The sequence below is a fragment of the Proteiniphilum sp. genome, assembly GCF_040307845.1.
In the GTDB taxonomy this organism is placed as follows: domain Bacteria; phylum Bacteroidota; class Bacteroidia; order Bacteroidales; family Dysgonomonadaceae; genus Proteiniphilum.
In genome coordinates this window covers 178,962-201,463 of the sequence record NZ_JAWRIS010000027.1, presented here as the reverse complement: position 1 = coordinate 201,463, position 22,502 = coordinate 178,962, and the positions used below count along the sequence as shown (strand labels likewise).

The 22,502-nt window shown below is 44.3% G+C and carries 17 protein-coding genes; all 17 read left to right on the top strand.

What is annotated here, in order from left to right:
• Positions 1-187: 187 nt before the first annotated feature.
• The 17 genes from ABV001_RS06815 (at position 188) to ABV001_RS06735 (ending at position 22,500) form a co-directional block, all read left to right on the top strand.
• The gene (locus ABV001_RS06815; protein WP_352422092.1) at positions 188-2,158 is read left to right on the top strand and encodes an Ig-like domain-containing domain; all 1,971 of its coding nucleotides are present in this window, start codon (positions 188-190) and stop codon (positions 2,156-2,158) included.
• 54 nt (positions 2,159-2,212) lie between these two features.
• On the top strand, positions 2,213-3,001 hold the full coding sequence (locus ABV001_RS06810) for a DUF3108 domain-containing protein (RefSeq protein WP_352422091.1): 789 nt from the start codon (positions 2,213-2,215) through the stop codon (positions 2,999-3,001).
• A gap of 474 nt (positions 3,002-3,475) precedes the next feature.
• Complete coding sequence (locus tag ABV001_RS06805) at positions 3,476-4,111, top strand: redox-sensing transcriptional repressor Rex (RefSeq protein WP_352422090.1); 636 nt, start codon at positions 3,476-3,478, stop codon at positions 4,109-4,111.
• 10 nt (positions 4,112-4,121) lie between these two features.
• Positions 4,122-4,736, top strand: coding sequence for a fumarylacetoacetate hydrolase family protein (locus ABV001_RS06800; RefSeq protein ID WP_352422089.1), 615 nt, complete (start codon positions 4,122-4,124; stop codon positions 4,734-4,736).
• Positions 4,737-4,765: 29 nt separating this feature from the next.
• A complete protein-coding gene (gene porV / locus ABV001_RS06795; protein WP_352422088.1) occupies positions 4,766-5,926 on the top strand; it encodes a type IX secretion system outer membrane channel protein PorV in 1,161 nt (386 codons plus the stop codon).
• 5 nt (positions 5,927-5,931) lie between these two features.
• On the top strand, positions 5,932-6,411 hold the full coding sequence (ispF, locus tag ABV001_RS06790) for a 2-C-methyl-D-erythritol 2,4-cyclodiphosphate synthase (RefSeq protein WP_352422087.1): 480 nt from the start codon (positions 5,932-5,934) through the stop codon (positions 6,409-6,411).
• A gap of 10 nt (positions 6,412-6,421) precedes the next feature.
• Positions 6,422-7,120, top strand: coding sequence for an O-methyltransferase (locus tag ABV001_RS06785; protein WP_352422086.1), 699 nt, complete (start codon positions 6,422-6,424; stop codon positions 7,118-7,120).
• Between the two features lie 58 nt (positions 7,121-7,178).
• Complete coding sequence (locus tag ABV001_RS06780) at positions 7,179-7,739, top strand: cob(I)yrinic acid a,c-diamide adenosyltransferase (RefSeq protein ID WP_352422085.1); 561 nt, start codon at positions 7,179-7,181, stop codon at positions 7,737-7,739.
• Positions 7,740-7,870: 131 nt separating this feature from the next.
• Positions 7,871-8,092, top strand: coding sequence for a DUF2795 domain-containing protein (locus ABV001_RS06775; RefSeq protein ID WP_019538324.1), 222 nt, complete (start codon positions 7,871-7,873; stop codon positions 8,090-8,092).
• A gap of 250 nt (positions 8,093-8,342) precedes the next feature.
• Positions 8,343-9,326 (top strand): GntR family transcriptional regulator, encoded by a 984-nt coding sequence (locus tag ABV001_RS06770; protein ID WP_323425661.1) that lies wholly within the window; start codon positions 8,343-8,345, stop codon positions 9,324-9,326.
• A 282-nt stretch (positions 9,327-9,608) separates the two neighbouring features.
• The gene (fucI, locus tag ABV001_RS06765; protein ID WP_352422084.1) at positions 9,609-11,378 is read left to right on the top strand and encodes an L-fucose isomerase; all 1,770 of its coding nucleotides are present in this window, start codon (positions 9,609-9,611) and stop codon (positions 11,376-11,378) included.
• 123 nt (positions 11,379-11,501) lie between these two features.
• Positions 11,502-12,830 (top strand): L-fucose:H+ symporter permease, encoded by a 1,329-nt coding sequence (gene fucP / locus ABV001_RS06760; protein WP_352422083.1) that lies wholly within the window; start codon positions 11,502-11,504, stop codon positions 12,828-12,830.
• Between the two features lie 437 nt (positions 12,831-13,267).
• Positions 13,268-16,429 carry a SusC/RagA family TonB-linked outer membrane protein gene (locus ABV001_RS06755; protein WP_502929861.1) on the top strand — a complete coding sequence of 1,054 codons (3,162 nt, stop codon included), beginning with the start codon at positions 13,268-13,270 and terminating at the stop codon, positions 16,427-16,429.
• Between the two features lie 27 nt (positions 16,430-16,456).
• A complete protein-coding gene (locus ABV001_RS06750) occupies positions 16,457-18,226 on the top strand; it encodes a RagB/SusD family nutrient uptake outer membrane protein (protein ID WP_352422082.1) in 1,770 nt (589 codons plus the stop codon).
• Between the two features lie 70 nt (positions 18,227-18,296).
• Positions 18,297-18,719: a hypothetical protein gene (locus ABV001_RS06745; RefSeq protein WP_352422081.1), complete on the top strand. Its 423-nt coding sequence runs from the start codon at positions 18,297-18,299 to the stop codon at positions 18,717-18,719.
• A gap of 118 nt (positions 18,720-18,837) precedes the next feature.
• The gene (locus ABV001_RS06740) at positions 18,838-20,223 is read left to right on the top strand and encodes an alpha-L-fucosidase (protein WP_502929860.1); all 1,386 of its coding nucleotides are present in this window, start codon (positions 18,838-18,840) and stop codon (positions 20,221-20,223) included.
• A gap of 48 nt (positions 20,224-20,271) precedes the next feature.
• A complete protein-coding gene (locus ABV001_RS06735) occupies positions 20,272-22,500 on the top strand; it encodes an alpha-L-fucosidase (protein ID WP_352422080.1) in 2,229 nt (742 codons plus the stop codon).
• Positions 22,501-22,502 lie beyond the last annotated feature (2 nt).

Below are 22,502 nucleotides of genomic sequence, written 5' to 3'. Positions count from 1 at the left end.
CTTTCAGATTCCCCCCTAACCACCTCCCCCCTAACCCCCTAATCACCTTCCTCCTTAGCCACTTAGGCATTGAACCACTTAGGCACTGTTCCACTGAATATTGTAAAAAATGAAAAAATCGTATGAGACTGCATAAAACATTGTACATTTGTGTTGGAAATAGCATTTTACATACACAAAAAATAGAATGTTACATAGATTTTTCACTTTCCTCTCCTGGCTTTTTCTTGTGGCAGTAGTGACGGTCTTGTCCTATTCCTGTGCCAATATGGCTGCGCCTACCGGGGGGGCCTATGACATAGATCCGCCGGTAGTGAAGAAAGCCACTCCTGCTTTTAATGCGTTGAATGCTAAACCATCGAGGATTGAGATTGAGTTCGATGAGAATATTAAAATAGAGAAGCCCACAGAGAAAGTAATCATTACTCCTCCCCAGAAAAGTATGCCGGTGATCCGTTCGGCAGGAAGAAACGCTATCGTGGAACTCAAAGACACATTGTTGCCCAATACTACCTATACGATCGATTTTACCGATGCCATCGTGGATAATAATGAGGGTAATCCGTTGGAGAATTTTGTCTATTCTTTTTCTACCGGCGAACGGCTCGATACATTATCCATTGGAGGTAGAGTCCTGACCGCCGATAAACTGGAACCTGTCACAGGCATGTATGTGGGTGTTCATTCCAATCATCATGATACGGCTTTTACCCGTGTCCCGTTTGAGCGGATCTCCCGGACCGATTCCCGGGGGAACTTCATCGTGAGAGGGATGGCTCCCGGAGAATACAGGGTATTTGCACTGAATGACCTGAACAGGGATTATAAGTATGATAATCCACAGGAAAATATTGCTTTCCTGGATTCCATTGTCATACCCTCTACCATGCCGGCAGTACGGCAGGACACTGTCTTTCAGGATAGCCTTACCATCGACACGATACGTGCCGTAAATTATACCCGCTTTTTGCCGGATGATTTGTTGTTGCGTTCTTTCTTATCCGATTTCCAACGGCAATACCTGCAGAAGCATGAACGTCCCGAAGCACATAAGATCAACCTCTTTTTCGCTGCACCTACCGACATGCCGACTTTCTTTTTACTGAATCCCGACGTAAAGAGCAATGATTGGTATGTTACCGAACGGAACGCCAAAAATGACACCATTATGCTTTGGATTACCGATTCATTGATCTATCAACAGGACTCCCTGCGTATGCAGATCAATTATATACGAACCGATTCACTCAACAAAAATTATATTGCTACAGATACACTCAATCTCAATTTGAGACGATCGGGACGTGACCGTGCCAGTACAAGAAAAAAAGACGAGGAAGAAGAGCAGATCAGGTTTTTGAATGTGAATGCGAATGTACAATCATCCTTCGAGTTATACAACCCTATCCGGATAGAATTCGATCAACCTGTTACGGCATTTGATTCTACCTACGTACAATTGGTGACCGAGGTTGATTCCTTATTCGAGGCGGTCCCTTTCCGTCTGGAATCCGACTCGTTGAATCCGCGTAAGTTTACCTTGCGGCCCCGTTGGGTCCCCGGAGGAAAATACAAGATACATATCGATTCGGCCGCAATCACCAGTCATTATGGCCTTTGGAATAATAAATATGAACAATCATTTACCGTAAAGCCGTTGGATCAGTACGGAAACCTGGAAATATCCATTGCCGGACTTCCTGAGGGTAAACCGGCTTTCGTGGAGTTGCTAGATAAGTCGGATAAACCTTTTCGGAGAAGCTACGTCAAAGGAAACAGGGCAAGATTTCAGGATTTGCCTCCCGGTGAAGTTTATGCCCGTATTGTGATAGATGAAAATGAAGATGGTGTATGGACTACCGGAAATTATGAAGAGGGTAGACAACCGGAAGAGGTATTCTATTATCCCGGTAAGTTTGTGATAAGGGCGTTTTCGGATCATTCGGAAGACTGGAATGTCCGTGCAACACCTGTTATCAACCAAAAACCGTTGGAGATAACGACCAATAAGCCGGAAGAAAAAAAACGCCGTAACCCAAATCAGGAGAGAGAGCAGCAACAACGCCAAAATCAGCAGAACTCTTCTTTCTCCGGAACAGGTAATAGTGCGGGAGTCCCTTCTAATATGAGACAGCAATCGGGAGGAACACGGTATTGAATTACCTGTTGCACCCTCCCCCTTAAAATTAGAATTATGATTAATAAAAAAATTATGCCTATACTTGTATTGCTACTCTTACTGTTAAATGTAATGCAGGTAGATGCACAATGCAAGCTGACCAATACCGCTTTTGAGAGTGGAGAGGAGATAAAGTATGATCTCTATATGAATTTGGGTATATTCAATGCTCGTGCCGGACGGGGGCTGCTCTCGGTGACAGAAGCCAATTACCGTGGTGACGACGCCTATAAGTTGGTGATGATGTTCAATACTTCCGGGTTGGCAGGTAATATTTACTCTGTAAACGATACGCTCACCTCCTTTGTGGATAAGAGCCTGCGCCCGTTGCTGTTTACCAAGGAGGCGGCCGAGGGTAAAGACTATTCCGTGGATCGGCAATCCTATACTTATGAAGGGGATAAGGTGAAAATACGCTCATTCCGTGTCAGGAACGGGAAAGAACAATTCGATGAGGTGAATACCCTTGAACATTGTACTTATGATTACCTCTCTGTGTTGCCTTATATCCGGAATCTTGATTATACCGGCATGCAAACCGGTGACAGGCTCCATATTCATTTTATTGCCGGGAAAAAACCGGTGAACATGTATGTCAATTACGATGGTATTTCAAAAGTAAAAGCCAATAACGGGAAAAAATACGAGGTGATCAATATTACTCTGACAATTCTTGATGATGCCTTCGAGGATCAGAAAAAAGCTTTAAAGGCGTCGCTCACTAATGATGAAAACCGTATCCCGGTAATTATAGATACTACTTTGAAATTCGGTGCTATCAGGGCAGTCCTGAAGAGTGCCTCGGGAACAAGAAATCCGTGATATTCGGTTGTAATTCGGTTGTTATTCAATTGTAATTCAATTGTTATTCGGTTGTTATTCAGTTGTTATTCGGTTGTAATTCAGTTGTAATTCAATTGTTATTCAGTTGTAATTCAAATTTACGTTGTAAATTTAGATATTTGCTGTGCTCGACAAAGGCAAAACTTGTTTTGCCTTTGTACTCACTTATCGCAAATATTCAGTTGTAATTCGATGGTAATTTGAAATTACGTGCGAAGCACGAATAACTGTCGAATAACATGCGAAGCATGAATAACTATCGAATAACATGCGGAGCATGAATAACTATCGAATAACTATCGAATCACGCACGAAGTGCGAATAACAATTGAATAACAGCGAAGCGAATCACGGCGAAGCCGAATAACAATTGAATAAATAGGGATTAAAATTCTAAAATTTTCCCAAAAAGGACGTATCTTTGTAAATCAGTAATGATTACGAGAGAAAAATATGCCAGATCCGATATATTCCGCAAAAATACCTGAACCGGCGCTCAGGAGGCTTCCCTGGTACTTGTCGTATGTGAAACTCCTTAAGAGCCAGGGGGAAACTATTGTCTCTTCTACCCAGATCGCCAAAAAAATAGATGTCTCCGCTTCACAGATAGCCAAGGATCTTTCTTATGTGGATGTAAGCGGCAAGACGAGGGTCGGTTACGATATAGACGATCTGATCAGGGTGTTGGAGTCGTTCCTCGGATTTACCAATACGCATTCGGCAGTAGTCTTTGGGGTGGGAAGCCTGGGAGCAGCTTTGTTGTCCGACTCCGGGCTGGAACAATTTGGACTTAAGATTATTGCCGGTTATGACCTAAATCCGGCCGTTGTTGGTCACGCAATACATGATATCCCGGTGTTCCATTCCAGGGAATTTATTGAGCGGAACAAGCAGATGAAGGCGGAAATAGGGATTCTCACCGTACCGCCGGGAGCGGCCCAGGAGGTGTCGGAATATATGATTCGGGGCGGAGTGAAAGCTATTTGGAACTTTACACCTTTCCGGATACGTGTGCCGGAAGGAATTGTCCTGCAAAACACCTCTCTTTACGCACATCTTGCCGTGATGTTTAACCGCTTGAACGGATAATTTTTAGGGAATGAAGATTTTTGCTGTCGGATTAAACTATGCGTCTCACAATAAAGAGATGGAACGCACGTTTGAGAGTAAAGAGCCGGTTATTTTTATGAAGCCGGACACGGCTTTGCTGAAAGGAGATAAACCGTTCTTCCTGCCTGATTTCTCAGATGAGATCCATTACGAAACGGAACTGGTAGTGAAGGTAAACCGTCTGGGGAAAAATATAGCCGAGCGTTTTGCTCACCGTTATTACGATGAAATCACGGTAGGCATAGATTTCACCGCACGCGATTTGCAGAGGAAGCAGAAAGAGTCGGGTTTGCCGTGGGAGATAGCGAAAGGGTTTGATAATTCTGCGGCTATCGGTACGTTTATTTCTAAAAATGAGGTGTCCGACGTCCAGAATGTGGATCTCCGGCTTGATATCAATAATCAGACTGTCCAACAGGGCAACACGAAGGAAATGATCTACTCTGTAGATAAAATTATTGCCTATATAAGCCGGTTCTTTACGCTGAAGATAGGGGATCTTATTTTTACTGGCACGCCGGCGGGTATTGGCCCGGTAGCAATCGACGATCATCTGCAGGGTTACCTCGAAAGCCGGAAGTTATTGGATTTCCGGATCAAATGACATTCACTCAATCGCCATACCGATACAACATGAACAAAGTTTTTTTTACTCTATTGTGCTGCCTGCTCTGTGGGATAATGGACTTTTCCGCTGCAGCCCAGGAATATAATCCGATCCCGGTTGCTTTGCCCTCTTTGCAGATCGCACCCGACGCCAGAAGCGGAGCGATGGGTGACATAGGGGCGGCTACTATGCCCGATGTCTATTCACAGCACTGGAATGCGGCCAAATACCCGTTTATTTCGAGTGACGCCGGTTTTGCATTCTCTTATACACCCTGGCTCAGCAAATTGGTAAGTGATATTCACCTGCTCTATGCGTCGGGTTACTGGAAGTTTGGTAACGATAAGCTGAATGCCATCAGCGCCTCATTGCGCTATTTTTCATTGGGAGATATGGAAGTTGGCACCCTGAATGATGAATTCTGGCAAACTGTGTCGCCACACGAGTTCGCGTTTGATGTGGGCTATTCGAGGAAACTCACCGAAACATTCTCCGGAGCGGTTACCCTGCGTTATATCCGTGCCGATTATTCTACCGGTGACGATGAAACGACACCCGGAAATGCATTTTCTGCGGATATCGCAGGGTACAACGAATCCTATTTCTATATGGGGCGCTCAGAAGCCCTTCTGGGATTGGGATTCAATATCTCCAACATAGGTACAAAAATCTCTTACGACGGAGGAAACAGTTCTATGTTCCTTCCCGCGAATTTACGGCTTGGCGCCTCTTTAGGCTATCCCTTCGATCCCAAAAATACGCTCTCCGTCAGTTTCGATGTCAATAAGTTACTGGTGCCTACTCCTCCATTGGGTCCGGAGGATGAGACCGAAGAGGAGGCACAGCGCCGGATCGATAAGTATCAGAATATCTCTTCTATCGGAGGGATTTTCAAATCATTTGGTGATGCTCCCGGCGGATTCAAGGAGGAGATGCAGGAGGTCTCCTGGTCGCTTGGTGCGGAATATAGGTATGACAACAGTTTCTCTGTCAGGACCGGTTACTACCACGAGAACGAGTATAAGGGTAACCGCCGTTATGTTGCTTTTGGTGCAGGCTTCAGGAGTGATCTCTTTCAGATCGATGCCGCTTATCTGGTGTCGACTGCCCAGTCGAATCCGTTGGACCAGACGTTGCGTATCTCTCTCGGCTTTGATGTGGAAGGAATTAGGAATTTAATGCGATAAAAATCATGCAGATACGGGTTGGATTTGGTTACGATATGCACCGCCTTCAGGAGGGAAGAGAACTCTGGATGGGAGGTGTTCAATTGGATTATGAAAAAGGATTACTGGGACATTCCGATGCAGATGTACTCATTCATGCCATTTGCGATGCCTTATTGGGTGCTGCCAATCTGCGTGATATAGGATATCATTTCCCCGACACTTCACCGGACTATCATAATGTAGATAGTAAAATTCTTCTGAGGGATACGATGAATTTAATAAGGGATAAGGGATATATCCTTGGTAATGTTGATGCTACCATTTGTGCCGAACAGCCTAAATTCAATCCACATATCCCTTCTATGCAGCGAAAACTGGCAGAAGTGATGGAGGTGGATGAGCAACTCATCTCCATCAAAGCGACTACCTCCGAGAAGATGGGATTCGTAGGTCGTGAAGAAGGGATTACTGCCTACGCGGTAGCACTCATACAGAAATCTTAACGGCAGAAATATGCCGGGCTTTGATGGGATTGCGGGACTTGTGAACTTTTTGGGAAAGAAGTTTTATTCCTGTTCACGGTGGCTCCAGCGTAAAAAACAGGCGAAAGGCCACGGGGTGCATTCCCCCTTTGCGTATAACCTGATTACCAACGTGATCTATTCTCCCTACAGTTTTTATGCTTTCTCCGATATCTATGACATAATATCCCGGAACGACATCAATCCGGAGGATTCTATTACCGCTTTCAATCACCTATCCTTCCGGTTGGTCCATTATCTCCAGCCCGAAAAAATATTGGAGATCAATTCAGGTACCGGAATAAATACCCTGTTCCTTACAGCACCATCGTCACATATCCATTGCAATTGCATGGAGAAAGACAGTGAGAAGCGTATTGTGGCAGAACGCCTTTACGCACAAAGGGGGCTCGAAGTGGAGTTCATTTCTTCATTATCCATCTGCGAAAGAGAATGTTATGATGCTATTTTTATTAACCTTGAAGATGGCTGTATCCCCGATTTCCGGATATTGGCCGAATTGAGCCATCCCGATACTTTTTGGGCGTTTCACCCTATAAAAAAAGGAAAGGCTAAACAATTTTGGGATGAAATCGTTCATAATGTCACAACTCGTGTCACGTTTGACGCTAAAAGCACAGGAATTGTTTTTCTGAGACCCGATTTGCATAAGGAGCATTATTGGGTGTGAGAACAGTGGAAAGGTGGAATATTCTTTACTCTTTACTCTTTACTCTAAAGAAAACGAAATGAAAAAAAGCATAGTATATACAAAGACCGGCGATAAGGGGACAACCTCGCTCGTAAGGGGAATGAGGGTGACTAAAACGCATATCCGCCTCGATGCATACGGTACGGTGGATGAGCTGAACAGTTATATAGGCTGGCTGAATTGTGAAGTAAAAGAAGAGGCGCATCGCGAATTTCTCCGCTACCTTCAGCATAAACTCTTTACGGTGGGGTCCTACCTGGCAACCGAGACTGAGAGTAAGGATCCTAAACCGGCAAGTATCATCTCCGAAAAGGATATATCCCGTGTCGAAGAGCAGATTGATATGATCGACGGGAGCTTGCCCCGGCTGAACCGGTTTGTATTACCCGGGGGCAATGAAGCGGCTGCACGGGCTCATATATGTCGTACCGTAACACGGCGTGCGGAGAGGAATGTGTATCGTGTAGCAGAAAAATTTCCGGTGGCAGATGAGGTCCTGATTTTTCTGAATCGGCTTTCAGACTATTTTTTTGTGTTTGCACGATATGAAAGTAATAAAACCTCAGAAGAAATTTTTTGGGAACAAGGTGATATATAAAAACTTTTTATACATTTGCGAAAAAATTACACTATTTCATTAGCGAATACAGAGATAAACCGGTTTTGACTCTGTTGGGCGCAGAAATAGCCTAACTTTAGTAAGTAAACAACAAATTAAATAAATTATCAATGTATTGGACACTTGAACTGGCATCGAAATTAGAGGATGCTCCCTGGCCCGCTACAAAAGATGAGTTAATTGATTATGCCCAGCGATCGGGCGCTCCGCTGGAGGTGATTGAAAATCTGCAGGAGATTGAGGAGGATGGCGAAATATTCGAATCGATTGAGGATATCTGGCCTGACTATCCCAGTAAAGAAGATTTCTTCTTCAATGAGGACGAGTATTAGTCTTCATTGTAGTGGAGACAGGTGTTAATAATAGATCCCGGCATCCTGCCGGGATTTTTTTTATATGGAGATTCTTCATCATCACACGAAGGAGCGCCTGTGATAGCCAATTCATGCATACGAGCCATGGGAATAAATAGGACAATAGCCTAAAAAACATGATATATAACATATAAAAAAAGTTGTATGGTTCATACAGACTATCTATCTTTGCCATGTACAGCACAGTACAGTACAGTATACTTAATCGATGGAATTACAATTCAATAATAAAAACACAAAATTACAGCAGCTTACGGATTACATACAAAGGTCCATTGCAGCTGATGAATTGAAGGTGGGTGATAAATTACCCTCCATCAATCAATTGAGCAAGCGGTTCCATCTTTCCCGGGATACGGTTTTCAAGGCATTCACAGACCTTAAAAACAGGAAAATCATTGATTCGGTACATGGTAAAAATTACTATGTAGCATCTCATTCCAAGAATGTGCTGTTACTGCTGGATGAATATACTCCTTTTAAAGAGGTAGTATACAATTCATTACGGGATAAGTTGCCCTCTTACTATGAGATTGACCTTTGGTTTCACCAATACAATGAGCATCTTTTCAACCAGATAATCAATAATTCCGTCGGGATGTACAACAGCTACCTCGTGATGAATTACGATAATGAAAAATTTTCCGAAGCATTGACGAAAATTGATAAGAGAAAATTGTTGCTTCTTGATTTTGGGAAATTCGATAAAAACGGGTATTCGTATGTCTGCCAGGATTTCGACATCGGGTTGTACAATGCGCTGGAAACCATAAAAGACCGTTTAAGAAAATACCGGAAACTGTTCTTTGTATTGAACAAATACCACAAACATCCGCAGAGTAGTAAGATGTATTTCAGTAAGTTTTGTATCGACAACAATTTCCCATTCGAGATCATCGATGAGGTCTCTGAAAAAATGGCCATCTTAGAACGGGCGTTTTATCTGGTGATCAAACAGGAAGATTTGGTGACGATCATAAAAAAAGGAAAGCAAAAAAATCTCAGGTCGGGAAACGACTATGGGATATTGGCATACAATGAGAACCCACTCTATGAAGTGATAGAAAACGGAATAGCCAGTATAGGGATCAATTGGGAAGAGATGGGAAACCATGCTGTTGATTTTATTGTCAATAAGACCTCTATCCAGGAATTCTTACCGACAGAAATTATAGTGCGGGATTCTCTTTGATTTGTGTCGCTCATTTGGTGTAACGAGTTGTGATTCGGTGGTAATTTAAAATTAATCCCGCAAAGCGGGAAATAACCGCGAAGCGAATAACGTGAGCGAGCGAATAACAACCGAATAACAACCGAATAACAACCGAATAACAACCGAATAACAACCGAATAACAATCGAATAACAATCGAATAACAATCGAATAACAATCGAATAACAATCGAATAACAATCGAATAACAATCGAATAACAACTGAATAACAACCGAACAACAACCATTAAAATAAAACAATATGAAGAAGTATCCTAAAATCGGAATCCGTCCTGTCATCGACGGACGTCAGGGGGGCGTAAGAGAAAGCCTTGAAGAGAAAACGATGAATCTGGCAAAAGCTGTAGCAGAACTAATCAGTACCAATCTAAAGAATGGAGACGGAAGTCCGGTAGAGTGCGTGATTGCCGACGGCACGATCGGTCGCGTAGGTGAGAGTGCCGCCTGTGCTGCAAAATTTGAGCGTGAAGATGTGGGATCTACCATTACTGTGACCGCAAGTTGGTGCTATGGTTCGGAAACCATGGATATGAACCCGCACTATCCCAAAGCTGTCTGGGGTTTCAACGGGACAGAGCGCCCCGGCGCCGTATACCTGGCGGCAGTGCTGGCATCCCACTCACAGAAGGGGTTGCCTGCCTTCGGTATTTACGGGCATGAAGTGCAGGATCTGCAGGATAATACCATTCCCGAGGATGTGGTTGAAAAACTTCTCCGCTTTGCCCGTGCGGCACAGGCCGTGGCCACGATGAGGGGGCAGTCATACCTCTCCATCGGCAGTGTTTCTATGGGTATTGCCGGTTCGATGGTCAACCCCGGTTTCTTCCAGAAATACCTGGGTGTCCGTAATGAATCGATAGACTCCACCGAGATCCTCCGCCGGATGCAGGAAGGCATCTACGACCATGAAGAGTTTGAAAAGGCGATGGCGTGGACCGAGAAATACTGTAAAGTGAACGAAGGTGCTGACGTCAACAGGCCGGAGAAAATAAAGAACCGGGAAGAGAAAGACAAAGACTGGGAATTTGTGGTGAAAATGACCATTATCATCCGTGACCTGATGCAGGGCAACCCGAAACTGGAAAAAATGGGGTTCAAGGAAGAGGCGATCGGACACAATGCCATCTTCGGAGGATTCCAGGGACAACGTCAGTGGACCGATTTCCTGCCCAACGGTGATTTCAGCGAGACCATACTGAACAGCTCGTTCGATTGGAACGGTATCCGTGAGGCGTATACTTTCGCCACTGAAAACGATTCGTTGAACGCTGTTGTTATGCTGTTCGGCCATCTGCTGACCAATACCGCACAGATCTTCTCGGATGTACGCACCTACTGGAGTCCCGACGCCGTGAAGCGTGTTACCGGAAAAGAACTTACGGGGTTATCCGCCAGCGGCGTTATACACCTGATCAATTCGGGAGCCACCACACTCGACGGCACGGGACGCATGGATTGTGACGGGAGACCTGCCATGAAAGAACCCTGGAATATCACCGAAGAAGAAACCAGAGCCTGTCTGGCAGCTACCACCTGGTCGCCGGCCAACCGCGATTACTTCCGTGGCGGAGGTTATTCATCCACTTTCCTCACCAGGGGAGGCATGCCTGTCACCATGTCACGCCTGAATATGGTAGACGGTCTGGGGCCTGTCCTCCAAATTGCCGAAGGGTGGACGGTAGATCTCGATCCTGAGGTACATAGCATCATCAACGAGCGGACCGACAAGACATGGCCCACTACCTGGTTTGCCCCGCGCCTTACCGGAAAAGGTCCCTTTAAAGACGTCTATTCCGTAATGAACAACTGGGGAGCCAATCATGGCGCGATCAGTTTCGGACATATCGGACAGGATCTGATTACACTCGCGTCGATCCTTCGTATTCCGGTTTGTATGCACAATCTGGAAGAAGATGAGATCTTCCGCCCGTCGGCATGGAATGCTTTCGGTATGGACAAAGAAGGTGCCGATTTCCGTGCGTGTGAAAATTTCGGGCCCATTTATAAATAACTTCACAACAGCTCAATAGTTATGCCACCCTGATTCCTCTTCCTCCTTGAATCGACAAAGATTCATCGGGGAAGGGGAGAGGGTAATCTGATAATGGCCATGAGCGCTTCAACACAGAATGAGATGAATAAGACAAAACTACCATTATTGAAACACAACGGCGTCAATTATCTGTTACCGTTTATCATCATTACCGCCTGCTTCGCGCTCTGGGGGTTTGCCAACGATATTACCAATCCCATGGTGAAGGCTTTCTCCAAAATTTTCCGGATGAATGTCACACAGGGAGCATTGGTACAACTGGCCTTTTACGGAGGCTATTTCGCCATGGCATTCCCTGCTGCCATATTCATCAAGAAGTTTTCCTATAAATCGGGGATTTTATTGGGCCTGACATTATATGCCGTGGGAGCTTTTCTGTTTTTTCCTGCCATGATGTCGGGGAACTATTATCCCTTCCTGGCTGCTTATTTTGTACTCACTTGCGGTTTATCATTCCTGGAGACCAGTGCCAACCCTTATATCCTTACAATGGGTCCGGAAGAAAACGCCACCCGGAGGCTTAATATGGCACAGGCATTTAACCCTATAGGATCGCTTATGGGAATGTATGTTGCCATGAACTTCATTCAGGCGAGACTCAATCCTATGAGTACGGCAGAGCGTGCCCTGCTCCCGGATGCTGAATTCGAGGCGATGAAGCAATCCGACCTTTCTATTCTAATCGCACCTTACCTGACCATCGGGCTGGTGGTGCTTGCCATGTTCCTGATTATTCTCCTGATGAGAATGCCCAAAAACGGAGATAAAGACAAAAGCCTTCATTTCGGGAATACGCTGAAACGAATTTTTTCCATACCCAACTATCGCCAGGGGGTCATCGCCCAATTCTTCTACGTAGGTGCGCAAATTATGTGCTGGACATTTATCATCCAGTATGGCACCCGTGTTTTCATGAACGGGGGAATGGAAGAGCAGGCTGCGGAAGTCCTTTCGCAAAGATACAACATTGTGGCGATGGTCATCTTTTGTGTCAGCCGTTTAGTTGCTACTTACCTGATGAAATTTTTCGATCCGGGGAAAATGCTACGCGCATTTGCCGTTGCCGCGGGTATCTTCACCTTGGGTGTAATTCTTTTCCAGGATATATGGGGTCTTTATTGTCTGGTAGCGGTGTCAGCCTGCATGTCACTGATGTTCCCCACCATTTACGGTATTGCCCTGAAAGGGATGGGCGACGATGCCAAATTCGGTGCGGCAGGATTGATCATGGCCATATTGGGCGGATCCATATTACCTCCGGCGCAGGCAGCGATCATCGATCTGGGCACTATCGGAGGAACCTTTCCCGCTGTGAACGCCTCTTTTATATTACCATTTATATGCTTTGTGGTGGTAACATGGTATGGTACGCAGGCATATAAAAGGAGTAGAATGAACTTGACTGCCTGATCATATATTAGGATTATCCTGACTATATGAATACGTATTTATTTACTCAAGGAAACCTCACTCAAGGGACTACCTCGCTGAAATTATCTTTATTTTGAGGCATTCCTTTCTCCTTTTTTTTTAAATATGTCACAGAACATATAAAAATATTTCTTCATCTCTTTTTTTTATTTTACTTTTGCATCAGCACAGCACAGCACAGTATAGTTTGCCTAAGATAGTGAACTGAAATTTGATAATGAATGCATAAAGATACAGGACTTATGAGGTTTATACAAAACCATAGCTAATATAAATTCTGAAGAATAAGAAAATCGCAATTACGAGCTGTCTATAATATATTAAAATAAAAGATTTTTTTTGAAGTAAAAAAATAGCCACCGGTTAGATAAGCAGAATAAATCTCATGAATTACTAATTCTCAAAAAAATGAAAGAATGAAAAAAAAAGAAATCATTAATTTAAGAGGTCTACTATTCACATGTATGTGGATAATAGCCATTGGAATGGTTGCACAAAATATTACCGTGAGAGGAACGGTAATGGATGCCACTAACGAACCAGTCATCGGGGCAACGATTGTGATACAAGGCAATACATCGCACGGTACGGTTACTGATATAGACGGGAATTATACATTAAGCAATGTGCCTGTGGATGCTACATTACAATTAAGTTATGTGGGAATGGTTACCCAATCTGTTCCGGTAAACGGAAGAACAACGATTAATGTTGTGTTGGAATCCGATGCGGAAATGTTGGAAGAAGTGGTAGTAGTGGGTTATGGTACGCAAAAGAAAGTGAATTTAACGGGGGCTGTTGAGTCGGTCAGCGGTTCGGTTTTGGAAAATCGTCCCATCACGAACATTGGACAAGGGCTACAAGGTGTGGTACCAAACCTTAATATCTCAATGAATAATGGTGGTGCACCCGGGGCATCATCGAATTTTAATATTCGGGGTACTACGTCTTTAAACGGTGGCAGTCCCTTGGTTTTGGTAGATAACGTGCAGATGGACCCCAATCTGGTGAATCCTGATGATATTGAATCTATTTCGGTTTTGAAAGATGCAGCTTCCGCAGCTATTTATGGAGCACGCGCAGCCTATGGAGTCATATTGATTACCACGAAGAAAGGTAAGATCGGTCAAAAACCAACCATTCAGTTTTCAACTACTGCCTATTGGCAACGGCCAGCATTGTCTTTCCACAATGTAAATTCAATAGAATTTTTGACCATGAAAGATTTGGCGTATCAAAATTCAGGTGGTAGTGGGCATTATTATAATGAAGCGATATATGACTATGCCGAAAGATATTTTAACGGAACTTATGATTCACCGGTGTTCTTTGATGCGAGCATAGATCCTTATAAGTATCAGTATGTTGGAAATACTGACTGGTGGAATGAACTATATAAAACTTCCTTCTCCTCTATTTATAATGCAAGCATACATGGTGGAAACGATAAAACAACTTATTATGCATCATTGGGAATGAACGACCAGGGAGGGATTTTGAAAGCGGCTGATGACGAATACCGTAAATACAATGCAAACATCAATGTTTCGACAAACATTACGGACTGGTTGAATGTTTCCGCTAAAATCATGCATACCCATACGGATGAAAAGCACCCTACGGGTGGTACTACAGCTATGAATACAACAGCTTATTCCGGGCTTTCAGCATATAGTGGGATGATGAAAAACGACTTAAGCCCTTTGATGCCGGTGAAGCATCCCGACGGAAATTATGCAGGTCAGGGCAGCTATACTAACCCGGTAGCCATACAAGCTCAAGGCGGTAACGCTACCTATAAACAAAACGATCTCTGGATGACGGGAGCCGTTATGCTTACACCTATCAAAGGATTGATAATTAATGCCGACTATACATGGAATTATTATGGAAAGGCGACATCACAACATGTAAGAAATTTCTATGACTACACAGCCGTTCCCGGAACAGAAAACTACTATCCCTGGACTAACCCGAACAGTGTAACGTTGACTAATGATGATGATTACTATTACGCCGTCAATACTTTTGCGGAGTATTCTTTTTCATTGGCAGGAGAAAGCAATCACAACTTCAAAGTTATGGCAGGGTATAATCAAGAAAAGAAAAAGACAAAGTACCATTATGTAGGACGCAAAAATCTTATTGATAATGATAATCCATCTATTAACCTGGCAACCGGTGAAATTGCCACCAGCGGATCGGAAAGCCAGTGGGCTATAAATGGTGCCTTTTCCCGTATTAATTATGATTATAAAGGACGTTATTTATTGGAAATGAATGGGCGTTACGATGGTTCTTCAAAATTTGCAAAAGGACATCGATATCATTTTTTCCCCTCGGTATCAGCCGCATGGCGAATTTCCGAAGAAACATTCTGGGCATCCCTTAAGGATGTTTGGGATAATATGAAAATCCGCCTGTCTTATGGTTCTTTAGGAAACCAAGTCGTCGGAGAGTTGGGGAATTTTCCCTATCTGGCATCATATGGAGTGAATACCAAATATGGTTATCTCTTAAACGGCGGTCTTCCGGTTGCTGTATCCGCGCCAGGGCTGATAAGCCCTTCATTTACCTGGGAAACAGTAGACCAAGTTGATATAGGATTTGATGCATCATTTTTGCAAAATCGGCTGTCTACGACATTCGATTGGTACCGAAGGAATACGAAAGATATGCTTACCGCAGGACAAGCCCTTCCGGCAGTGTTGGGTACAAGTGTCCCGAACGAGAATGCGGCAGATATGAAGACTTTAGGCTGGGAACTCTCTCTTGGCTGGAGGGACCGGCTGTCGAACGGATTCAATTATTACGTTAAGGGTGTTATATCAGACTATCAGGCCACGATTACAAAGTTTGCAAATCCTACAGGATTACTCAGTCAATATTATGTAGGTCGTAAACTCGGGGAAATATGGGGTTATGTATCCAACGGCTTATACCAAACTGATGCCGAAGCAGACGCAGGCCACGACCAATCCTATCTGTATAGCGGAAAATGGGGCGCAGGCGACGTGAAATATGAAGACTTGAACGGTGACAGCAAAATAAACATCGGAAGTAACACATTGAGCGACCCGGGCGATCGGAAGATTATCGGGAATAATACGCCGCGATACGCCTATGGTATTACTGCCGGATTTGACTACAAAGGGTTCGATTTTGAAATGTTCTGGCAAGGCATCGGTAAACGTGATTATATGCCGGGCGGAAGTGCATTCTGGGGATTTACCTCCGAATGGGACACGCCATTAAAAAGCGCTTTGGACTATTGGACGGAAGATAACAAAAATGCTTACTTTGCACGGCCTAATTGGAATAATGGTGGGAATCGGCAAACTTCTACCCGCTACCTACAGGATGCAAGCTATATACGCTTAAAGAATGTCATTGTAGGATATTCCCTTCCACAATCTGTTGTATCGCAATTTAAAATCCAGCGGTTAAGATTTTTCATACAGGGTGAGAACTTATTCACATTCACCTCCTTAATAGAATCATTTGACCCTGAAACGATAGACAACATGGTTTATCCTATCAACAAGAAATTTTCTCTCGGTTTAAATTTGACCTTTTAAAAGTTTAACATGTAAAAGAATACAACAATGAAATTAAAATATTTAATAACCATTGCAATTTTCTCAGGTTCACTCGTAGCTTGCAACGTTGCGGATTTGTCTCCTATAGATTCCTTCACGGATGAATCTTATTGGACCTCGGTGAACGATTTGAAACTGTATGCTAACGGTTTATATGAAAATCTTGGTGCTCCCACCGCCACAGGAGACAATATAAGTGATAATTTTGTCACAAACAGCTATAGCAGCTATCTCTTCAATGAATTGACAATCCCCGCGGAGGCAGCCTCAAGCAACGGTTGGTATTGGAATACCATTCGTAACTGCAACTATTTCATGCAGCGTTATGATAAAGTAGCCGGTACGGAAGAAGAGATCAACAAATATGTTGCCGAAGTTCGTTTCTTTCGAGGATTACTTTATTTCGATAAAATAAAATCTTTTGGAGATGTCCCCTGGTATGAAACGGATTTACAAACATCCGACACGGAAGAATTGTATAAAGCAAGAGACAACCGGGATTATGTGTTGGGAAAAATTATAGAAGATATCGAATTTGGCATTAATTGGTTACCCACTAAAGCAAGTGCGGAAAGTGGTCGGTTACACAAAGATGCAGCTAAAGCACAATTAGCCAGGATTTGTTTATATTACGGCACGTATAAAAAATACCATAACGAAACATCATCAGATGACCTTCTGTCTTCGACTTCATTATTGAAAAAAGCAGCTTCTTTAGCCAAAGAGATAATGGATTCAGGCAATTATTCGATTGTAAAAGGAACTGATGCGGGAAGTGATCAGTTAGCTTTTGACGGATATCCACTCTATTATTCGAATCAATTTACCCAAGAAGATTTAAGTACAAATGCCGAAGGTATTCTTTGCCGCTTTTATGAAACAGGTGTATTGACACACGAAACGGGTCGTCAGGTAGGTGAAAATGGAATGGGCTTATCGAAAGATTTTGTGGAGTCTTTCTTAATGAAAGATGGAACCCCGATCTTTAATGCCGGATCGGACTATAAGGGTGATGATAACCAGGAAAATGAATTTGCTAATCGGGATCCGCGTATTTATCAAATAATAGATAACAAGCATAGGCCATATACTGTATTAAATGGCACCCAATATGTAAATCAAGTGGCAGATGTCGTTGCCAGTAAAGGTGTTACCGGATATCCATGCGTAAAATTCCGTTCAGCAAATTCCAAACAGGCAGAAGCAAGAAACACATCTTATGATTGGTTTGTTTATCGCTACGCAGAAGTGCTATTGATTTATGCAGAAGCACAAGCTGAATTGGACCTCTGCACACAAGAAGTACTGGATAAAACCATCAATCTTCTTCGTGATCGCGTAGAAATGGCTCATCTTACAGTAAATCCAGTAGCAGATGCCAAACCTATTAATTATGGATACAATATATCCAATTTGTTATATGAAATTCGGAGAGAACGTCGTATCGAACTAGTGGCAGAAGGATTTCGCTTGGATGACCTGAAACGTTGGAACGCAATGAAATTATTGGAAAATCCGAAAACAATGTTTGGTTTGAAGATCACAAATGATGTTATTACTGCTTATGCCGCTGCGAATATAACGTTTGGTGGTGAGTCGGGACGTCCAACTATTGAATACGATGGAGCCACTTATCTATATCAGTATAAAGCGGCAAAAACATTGAATGATGCCGGTCGTGTATGGTCAAGCGATGATCGTCGATGGTTGTCTCCTATTCCCAGCAATGAAATTACATTAAATGAAAACCTAATTCAAAATCCTGGGTGGGACTGATTTTGATTATTATCAAGAGAAGTGAAATACACACTTCTCTTGATAATTTATCTCAAAAGCATCAATAGCGATGAAGAAAAATTATCCAATCATCCTCATAATTTCCTGTATGATCGGTTTGTGGACTACCGGTTGTCAATCCGGGAAAAGTGTACCGTCGCCGTCGCCTTTACTACCTGTACCTTCAGAAAATCAGCTTGAGTGGCACGAAATGGAAATGAATGAATACATTCATTTCAATACCAATACCTTTACCGGTAAGGAATCGGGATATGGCGACGAAAGCCCTTCTGTCTTCAACCCCTCCGAACTGGATACTGGCCAATGGATATCTGTTTTGAAAGAGACTGGGTTCAAAGGTGTAATCCTTACCTGCAAACAGAAAATCATCAGACCCAAGTCCAGGCGATGGGAGGAACGGATGACGTTTATATCAAACCGTTTTGGGCTAAGTAATTTCTGTAGAACAATAAACAATTGCCCAAATATGTAGAAGAACCGGGAAGAATAGCCATCACTAACCTCCCGGTTCCTTTTTCATACAATGAAATTTTTTTACTTTTGTGATAATGCTTATCGGATAAGTCTTTGACAAATAATAAATCAGAAGAATGCATCGAAAACAAATCTTGATCTTATACGGGATACTATTTTCCGTAATGATCTATTCCCAACAGGGCTTTGTGCACGAACAATCGAGAGGATATGTCTGGCCGGAAGAGGAAAACGTGCTTGAAAAACTGGATAACTGGCAGGATCTCAAATTTGGTGTGCTGTTCCATTGGGGCTTGTACTCCGTGCCGGGCATCGTGGAATCCTGGTCGATCTGTTCAGAAGATGAAGAATGGATCCCTCGCGACAGCACCGTGTCTTATGAGGAATACAAGCGATGGTACCGGGGATTGAAAGACCAATTCAACCCGGTAGATTTCGATCCCGTCCAGTGGAGCGACGTCATGGAAAAGGCAGGCATGAAATACGCCATTTTCACTACCAAGCATCACGACGGGTTCAATATGTTTGATACCAAAGAATCCGATTTTTCTATCGCTAAGGGCCCTTTCAAGAACCACCCTAAAGCCGATGTGGCGAAATTCGTTTTCGAAGCTTTCCGGCAAAAGGAATTCATGGTGGGAGCCTATTTCTCCAAACCCGACTGGCACAGCCAGTATTACTGGTGGGATTATTTTGCCACCCCCACCCGGAATGTAAACTATAAAATTGACCGCCATCCGGAGCGATGGGAGAATTTCAAACAATTCACCTTCAACCAACTGCAGGAGTTGATGACCCTCTATGGCGACATCGACATCCTCTGGCTCGACGGCGGATGGGTGGCGCCCCCCAGACAGGATATTGATATGGACCGGATCGTGGCAATGGCACGCACTAGCCAACCCGACCTGTTAGTCGTGGATCGCACGATCCGCGGGAAATATGAGAATTACCAGACACCGGAACGTTCTGTCCCTACCGAACAGCTCCCCTATCCCTGGGAAAGTTGTATCCCTCTAAGCAGTGACTGGGGATGGATTCCCAATGCTACCTTTAAAACGCCGGCTGAGGTAATCGCCATGCTGATCGAAGTGACGGCAAAGGGTGGAAACCTTTTGCTGGGCGTAGGACCTACCCCCGAAGGGATCATCCAACCCGAAGTGGAGACAATTCTGGGAGAGATTGGAGACTGGCTGAAAATAAACGGCAGAGGAATATATAATACCCGTATCACACCGGATTACCACAGTGGCAACGTTTGGTTCACCGCTGCCAAGGACGGCAAAACAATCTACGCTCACTATGTGCCCGATAACGGAAAAGAAATACCTTCTGTGATAGAGTGGGAAGGCAACATACCCGGGAAAGGGAGCAAGGTCACCCTTCTCCACACCAATAAACCGGTAAAATGGATGGTCGACGGAAATAAAACCCGTATAGTTTTGCCTGTTATAAAAAATCATACTAACTTGCCATTGGTATTTTCATTTGAAACGCTTTAGTGGCAATCATACGACTTACAAAATTTAAATAGATAAACCTACCAAATAATGCAAAAAGTAATCCTGTTTTTCTTCGGCTTGCTTCTTCTGTCGTGCAGGACAGAGCAGCCAAGTTCCATCACTCCCCAAAACACGATCAAAATAGAAGAGGGAGATAGTAAAGAGGCCATTATCGAGAAAGCGGCCCATGTGGTTCCCACAGAGAACCAATTGAATGCTTTGAGAAATGAGTTCATCGCCTTTATCCACTTTGGCCCCAATACATTTACACGCAAAGAATGGGGTGACGGGATGGAAGACCCGGCGATCTTTGATCTGAAAACGCTCGATGCCGACCAGTGGTGCCGGGCAATGAAAGCTGCCGGAATGAAAATGGTCATTCTCACCGTCAAGCACCATGACGGCTTCGTACTATGGCAAAGCCGCTACACCGACCATGGTATCATGTCGTCAGGTTTCCTCGACGGCAAAGGCGATATACTCAAAAGTCTTTCTGAGTCATGCCAAAAATATGGATTGAAACTGGGTGTTTACCTCTCCCCGGCAGATCTTTATCAGATTGAAAATCCCAAAGGGCTATATGGAAATCTGAGTGAATATACCAAACGCACTATTCCGCGTGAGGTACCGGGTCGTCCCTTTGAAAACAAAACCACCTTTGAATTCGAGGTGGATGATTACAATGAATATTTTCTGAACCAGCTTTTCGAGGTGCTGACTGAATACGGTGAAATCCATGAGGTGTGGTTCGACGGTGCGCATCCCAAGACCAAAGGGGGACAGAAATACAATTACCCGGCATGGAAGGAGTTGATCCGCACCTTGGCTCCCAAGGCGGTTATCTTCGGACGTGAGGATATCCGCTGGTGCGGTAACGAAGCGGGAGCTACACGGGCCACGGAGTGGAACGTGATCACCTACCCCGAAGATCCCCGTACCGCCACCCAATTCGCGGATATGACCGATATCGATCTTGGCTCACGGGAAAAACTCTATCAGGGGAAATACCTTCACTATCAGCAGGCAGAGACCAATACCTCCATCCGTGAAGGGTGGTTTTACCGTGACGACACGCACCAGAAAGTACGGAGTGCCGACGATGTGTTCGACATGTATGAACGTTCGGTGGGAGGCAATTCCACCTTCCTGCTGAATATCCCGCCTAACCGCGAAGGATCCTTTTCTCAACGGGATGTGGAGGTGCTTGAGGAAGTGGGAAAACGCATAAAGGAGACTTACGATGTTGATCTGTTGCAGGAGGCAAAAGGACCGAAGCAGATGCTGGATGACGATCCGGACACATACCTGTTGTTGGGAAAAAACAAGCGGGAGATAGTCGTCACACTTCCCGTTTCTGCCACGATCAACCGGTTGATGGTGCAGGAAGCCATTGCCACCCATAGCGAGCGTGTGGAACAACACGCGGTGGATGCCTGGATAGACAATCAATGGAAAGAGATCGCCGCGGCGACCAATATCGGTTATAAGCGTATCCTCCGTTTTCCAGAGGTTACTACCAATAAACTCCGTCTGCGGGTATTGGAGTCACGACTTGATCCGGCGATCAGCCATATATCTGCATACTACTATCTTACTCGTCCACCGCAACTGGCTTTTACCCGTGACAAAGAGGGAATGGTTACCATTGCCCCGTTGCAGACCGAGTTTAACTGGAATCCCCATGGCGAGAATGCCGCCGGCAACCTGAATACCGGATACGAGATATTCTACACGCTCGACGGATCGGAACCAAACCAAACTTCCCGCTTGTATGAGAATCCTATAAAAGTCGAGAATAATATATTGAAAGCGGTCTCATTCAACAATGAAGAGCAAGGACCGGTACACAGTGAAGTGTTTGGAATCGTGAAAAAAAATTGGGTGCTGCTCGGTGCCAGCAGCCAGCGAAGCGACCGTATGGCTGCCCACCATGCTTTCGACGCCAACCGCCGCACCTATTGGCAGTCGCAGGAGGACGCCATGCCTCACTTTATCGCCATTGATCTTGGCGATGAGTATGAATTGAAGGCGATGGCCTACACACCGCAAACTTTTCATGGTGACGGGATGATGGAAAGGGGAAATATCCAGGTCAGCAATGACGGGAAAAACTGGAAAACCGTGGAGACCTTCGGGTTCGGCAATCTGATCAATGATCCGACCCCACGCACGCATCCATTCACCAACCCGGTAACTACCCGTTATATCCGTGTACAGGCAACCGGTATTGCGGGAAATGGAAGATCCGTAACTATTGCCGAATTGGATTTTTTATAAGA

Excerpts from the sequence above, each read along its gene's own strand:
- ABV001_RS06815 (WP_352422092.1), top strand. The coding sequence starts at position 188 with ATGTTACATAGATTTTTCACTTTCCTCTCCTGGCTTTTTCTTGTGGCA.
- ABV001_RS06810 (WP_352422091.1), top strand. The coding sequence starts at position 2,213 with ATGCCTATACTTGTATTGCTACTCTTACTGTTAAATGTAATGCAGGTA.
- ABV001_RS06805 (WP_352422090.1), top strand. The coding sequence starts at position 3,476 with ATGCCAGATCCGATATATTCCGCAAAAATACCTGAACCGGCGCTCAGG.
- ABV001_RS06800 (WP_352422089.1), top strand. The coding sequence starts at position 4,122 with ATGAAGATTTTTGCTGTCGGATTAAACTATGCGTCTCACAATAAAGAG.
- porV (WP_352422088.1), top strand. The coding sequence starts at position 4,766 with ATGAACAAAGTTTTTTTTACTCTATTGTGCTGCCTGCTCTGTGGGATA.
- ispF (WP_352422087.1), top strand. The coding sequence starts at position 5,932 with ATGCAGATACGGGTTGGATTTGGTTACGATATGCACCGCCTTCAGGAG.
- ABV001_RS06785 (WP_352422086.1), top strand. The coding sequence starts at position 6,422 with ATGCCGGGCTTTGATGGGATTGCGGGACTTGTGAACTTTTTGGGAAAG.
- ABV001_RS06780 (WP_352422085.1), top strand. The coding sequence starts at position 7,179 with ATGAAAAAAAGCATAGTATATACAAAGACCGGCGATAAGGGGACAACC.
- ABV001_RS06775 (WP_019538324.1), top strand. The coding sequence starts at position 7,871 with ATGTATTGGACACTTGAACTGGCATCGAAATTAGAGGATGCTCCCTGG.
- ABV001_RS06770 (WP_323425661.1), top strand. The coding sequence starts at position 8,343 with ATGGAATTACAATTCAATAATAAAAACACAAAATTACAGCAGCTTACG.
- fucI (WP_352422084.1), top strand. The coding sequence starts at position 9,609 with ATGAAGAAGTATCCTAAAATCGGAATCCGTCCTGTCATCGACGGACGT.
- fucP (WP_352422083.1), top strand. The coding sequence starts at position 11,502 with ATGAATAAGACAAAACTACCATTATTGAAACACAACGGCGTCAATTAT.
- ABV001_RS06755 (WP_502929861.1), top strand. The coding sequence starts at position 13,268 with ATGAAAAAAAAAGAAATCATTAATTTAAGAGGTCTACTATTCACATGT.
- ABV001_RS06750 (WP_352422082.1), top strand. The coding sequence starts at position 16,457 with ATGAAATTAAAATATTTAATAACCATTGCAATTTTCTCAGGTTCACTC.
- ABV001_RS06745 (WP_352422081.1), top strand. The coding sequence starts at position 18,297 with ATGAAGAAAAATTATCCAATCATCCTCATAATTTCCTGTATGATCGGT.
- ABV001_RS06740 (WP_502929860.1), top strand. The coding sequence starts at position 18,838 with ATGCATCGAAAACAAATCTTGATCTTATACGGGATACTATTTTCCGTA.
- ABV001_RS06735 (WP_352422080.1), top strand. The coding sequence starts at position 20,272 with ATGCAAAAAGTAATCCTGTTTTTCTTCGGCTTGCTTCTTCTGTCGTGC.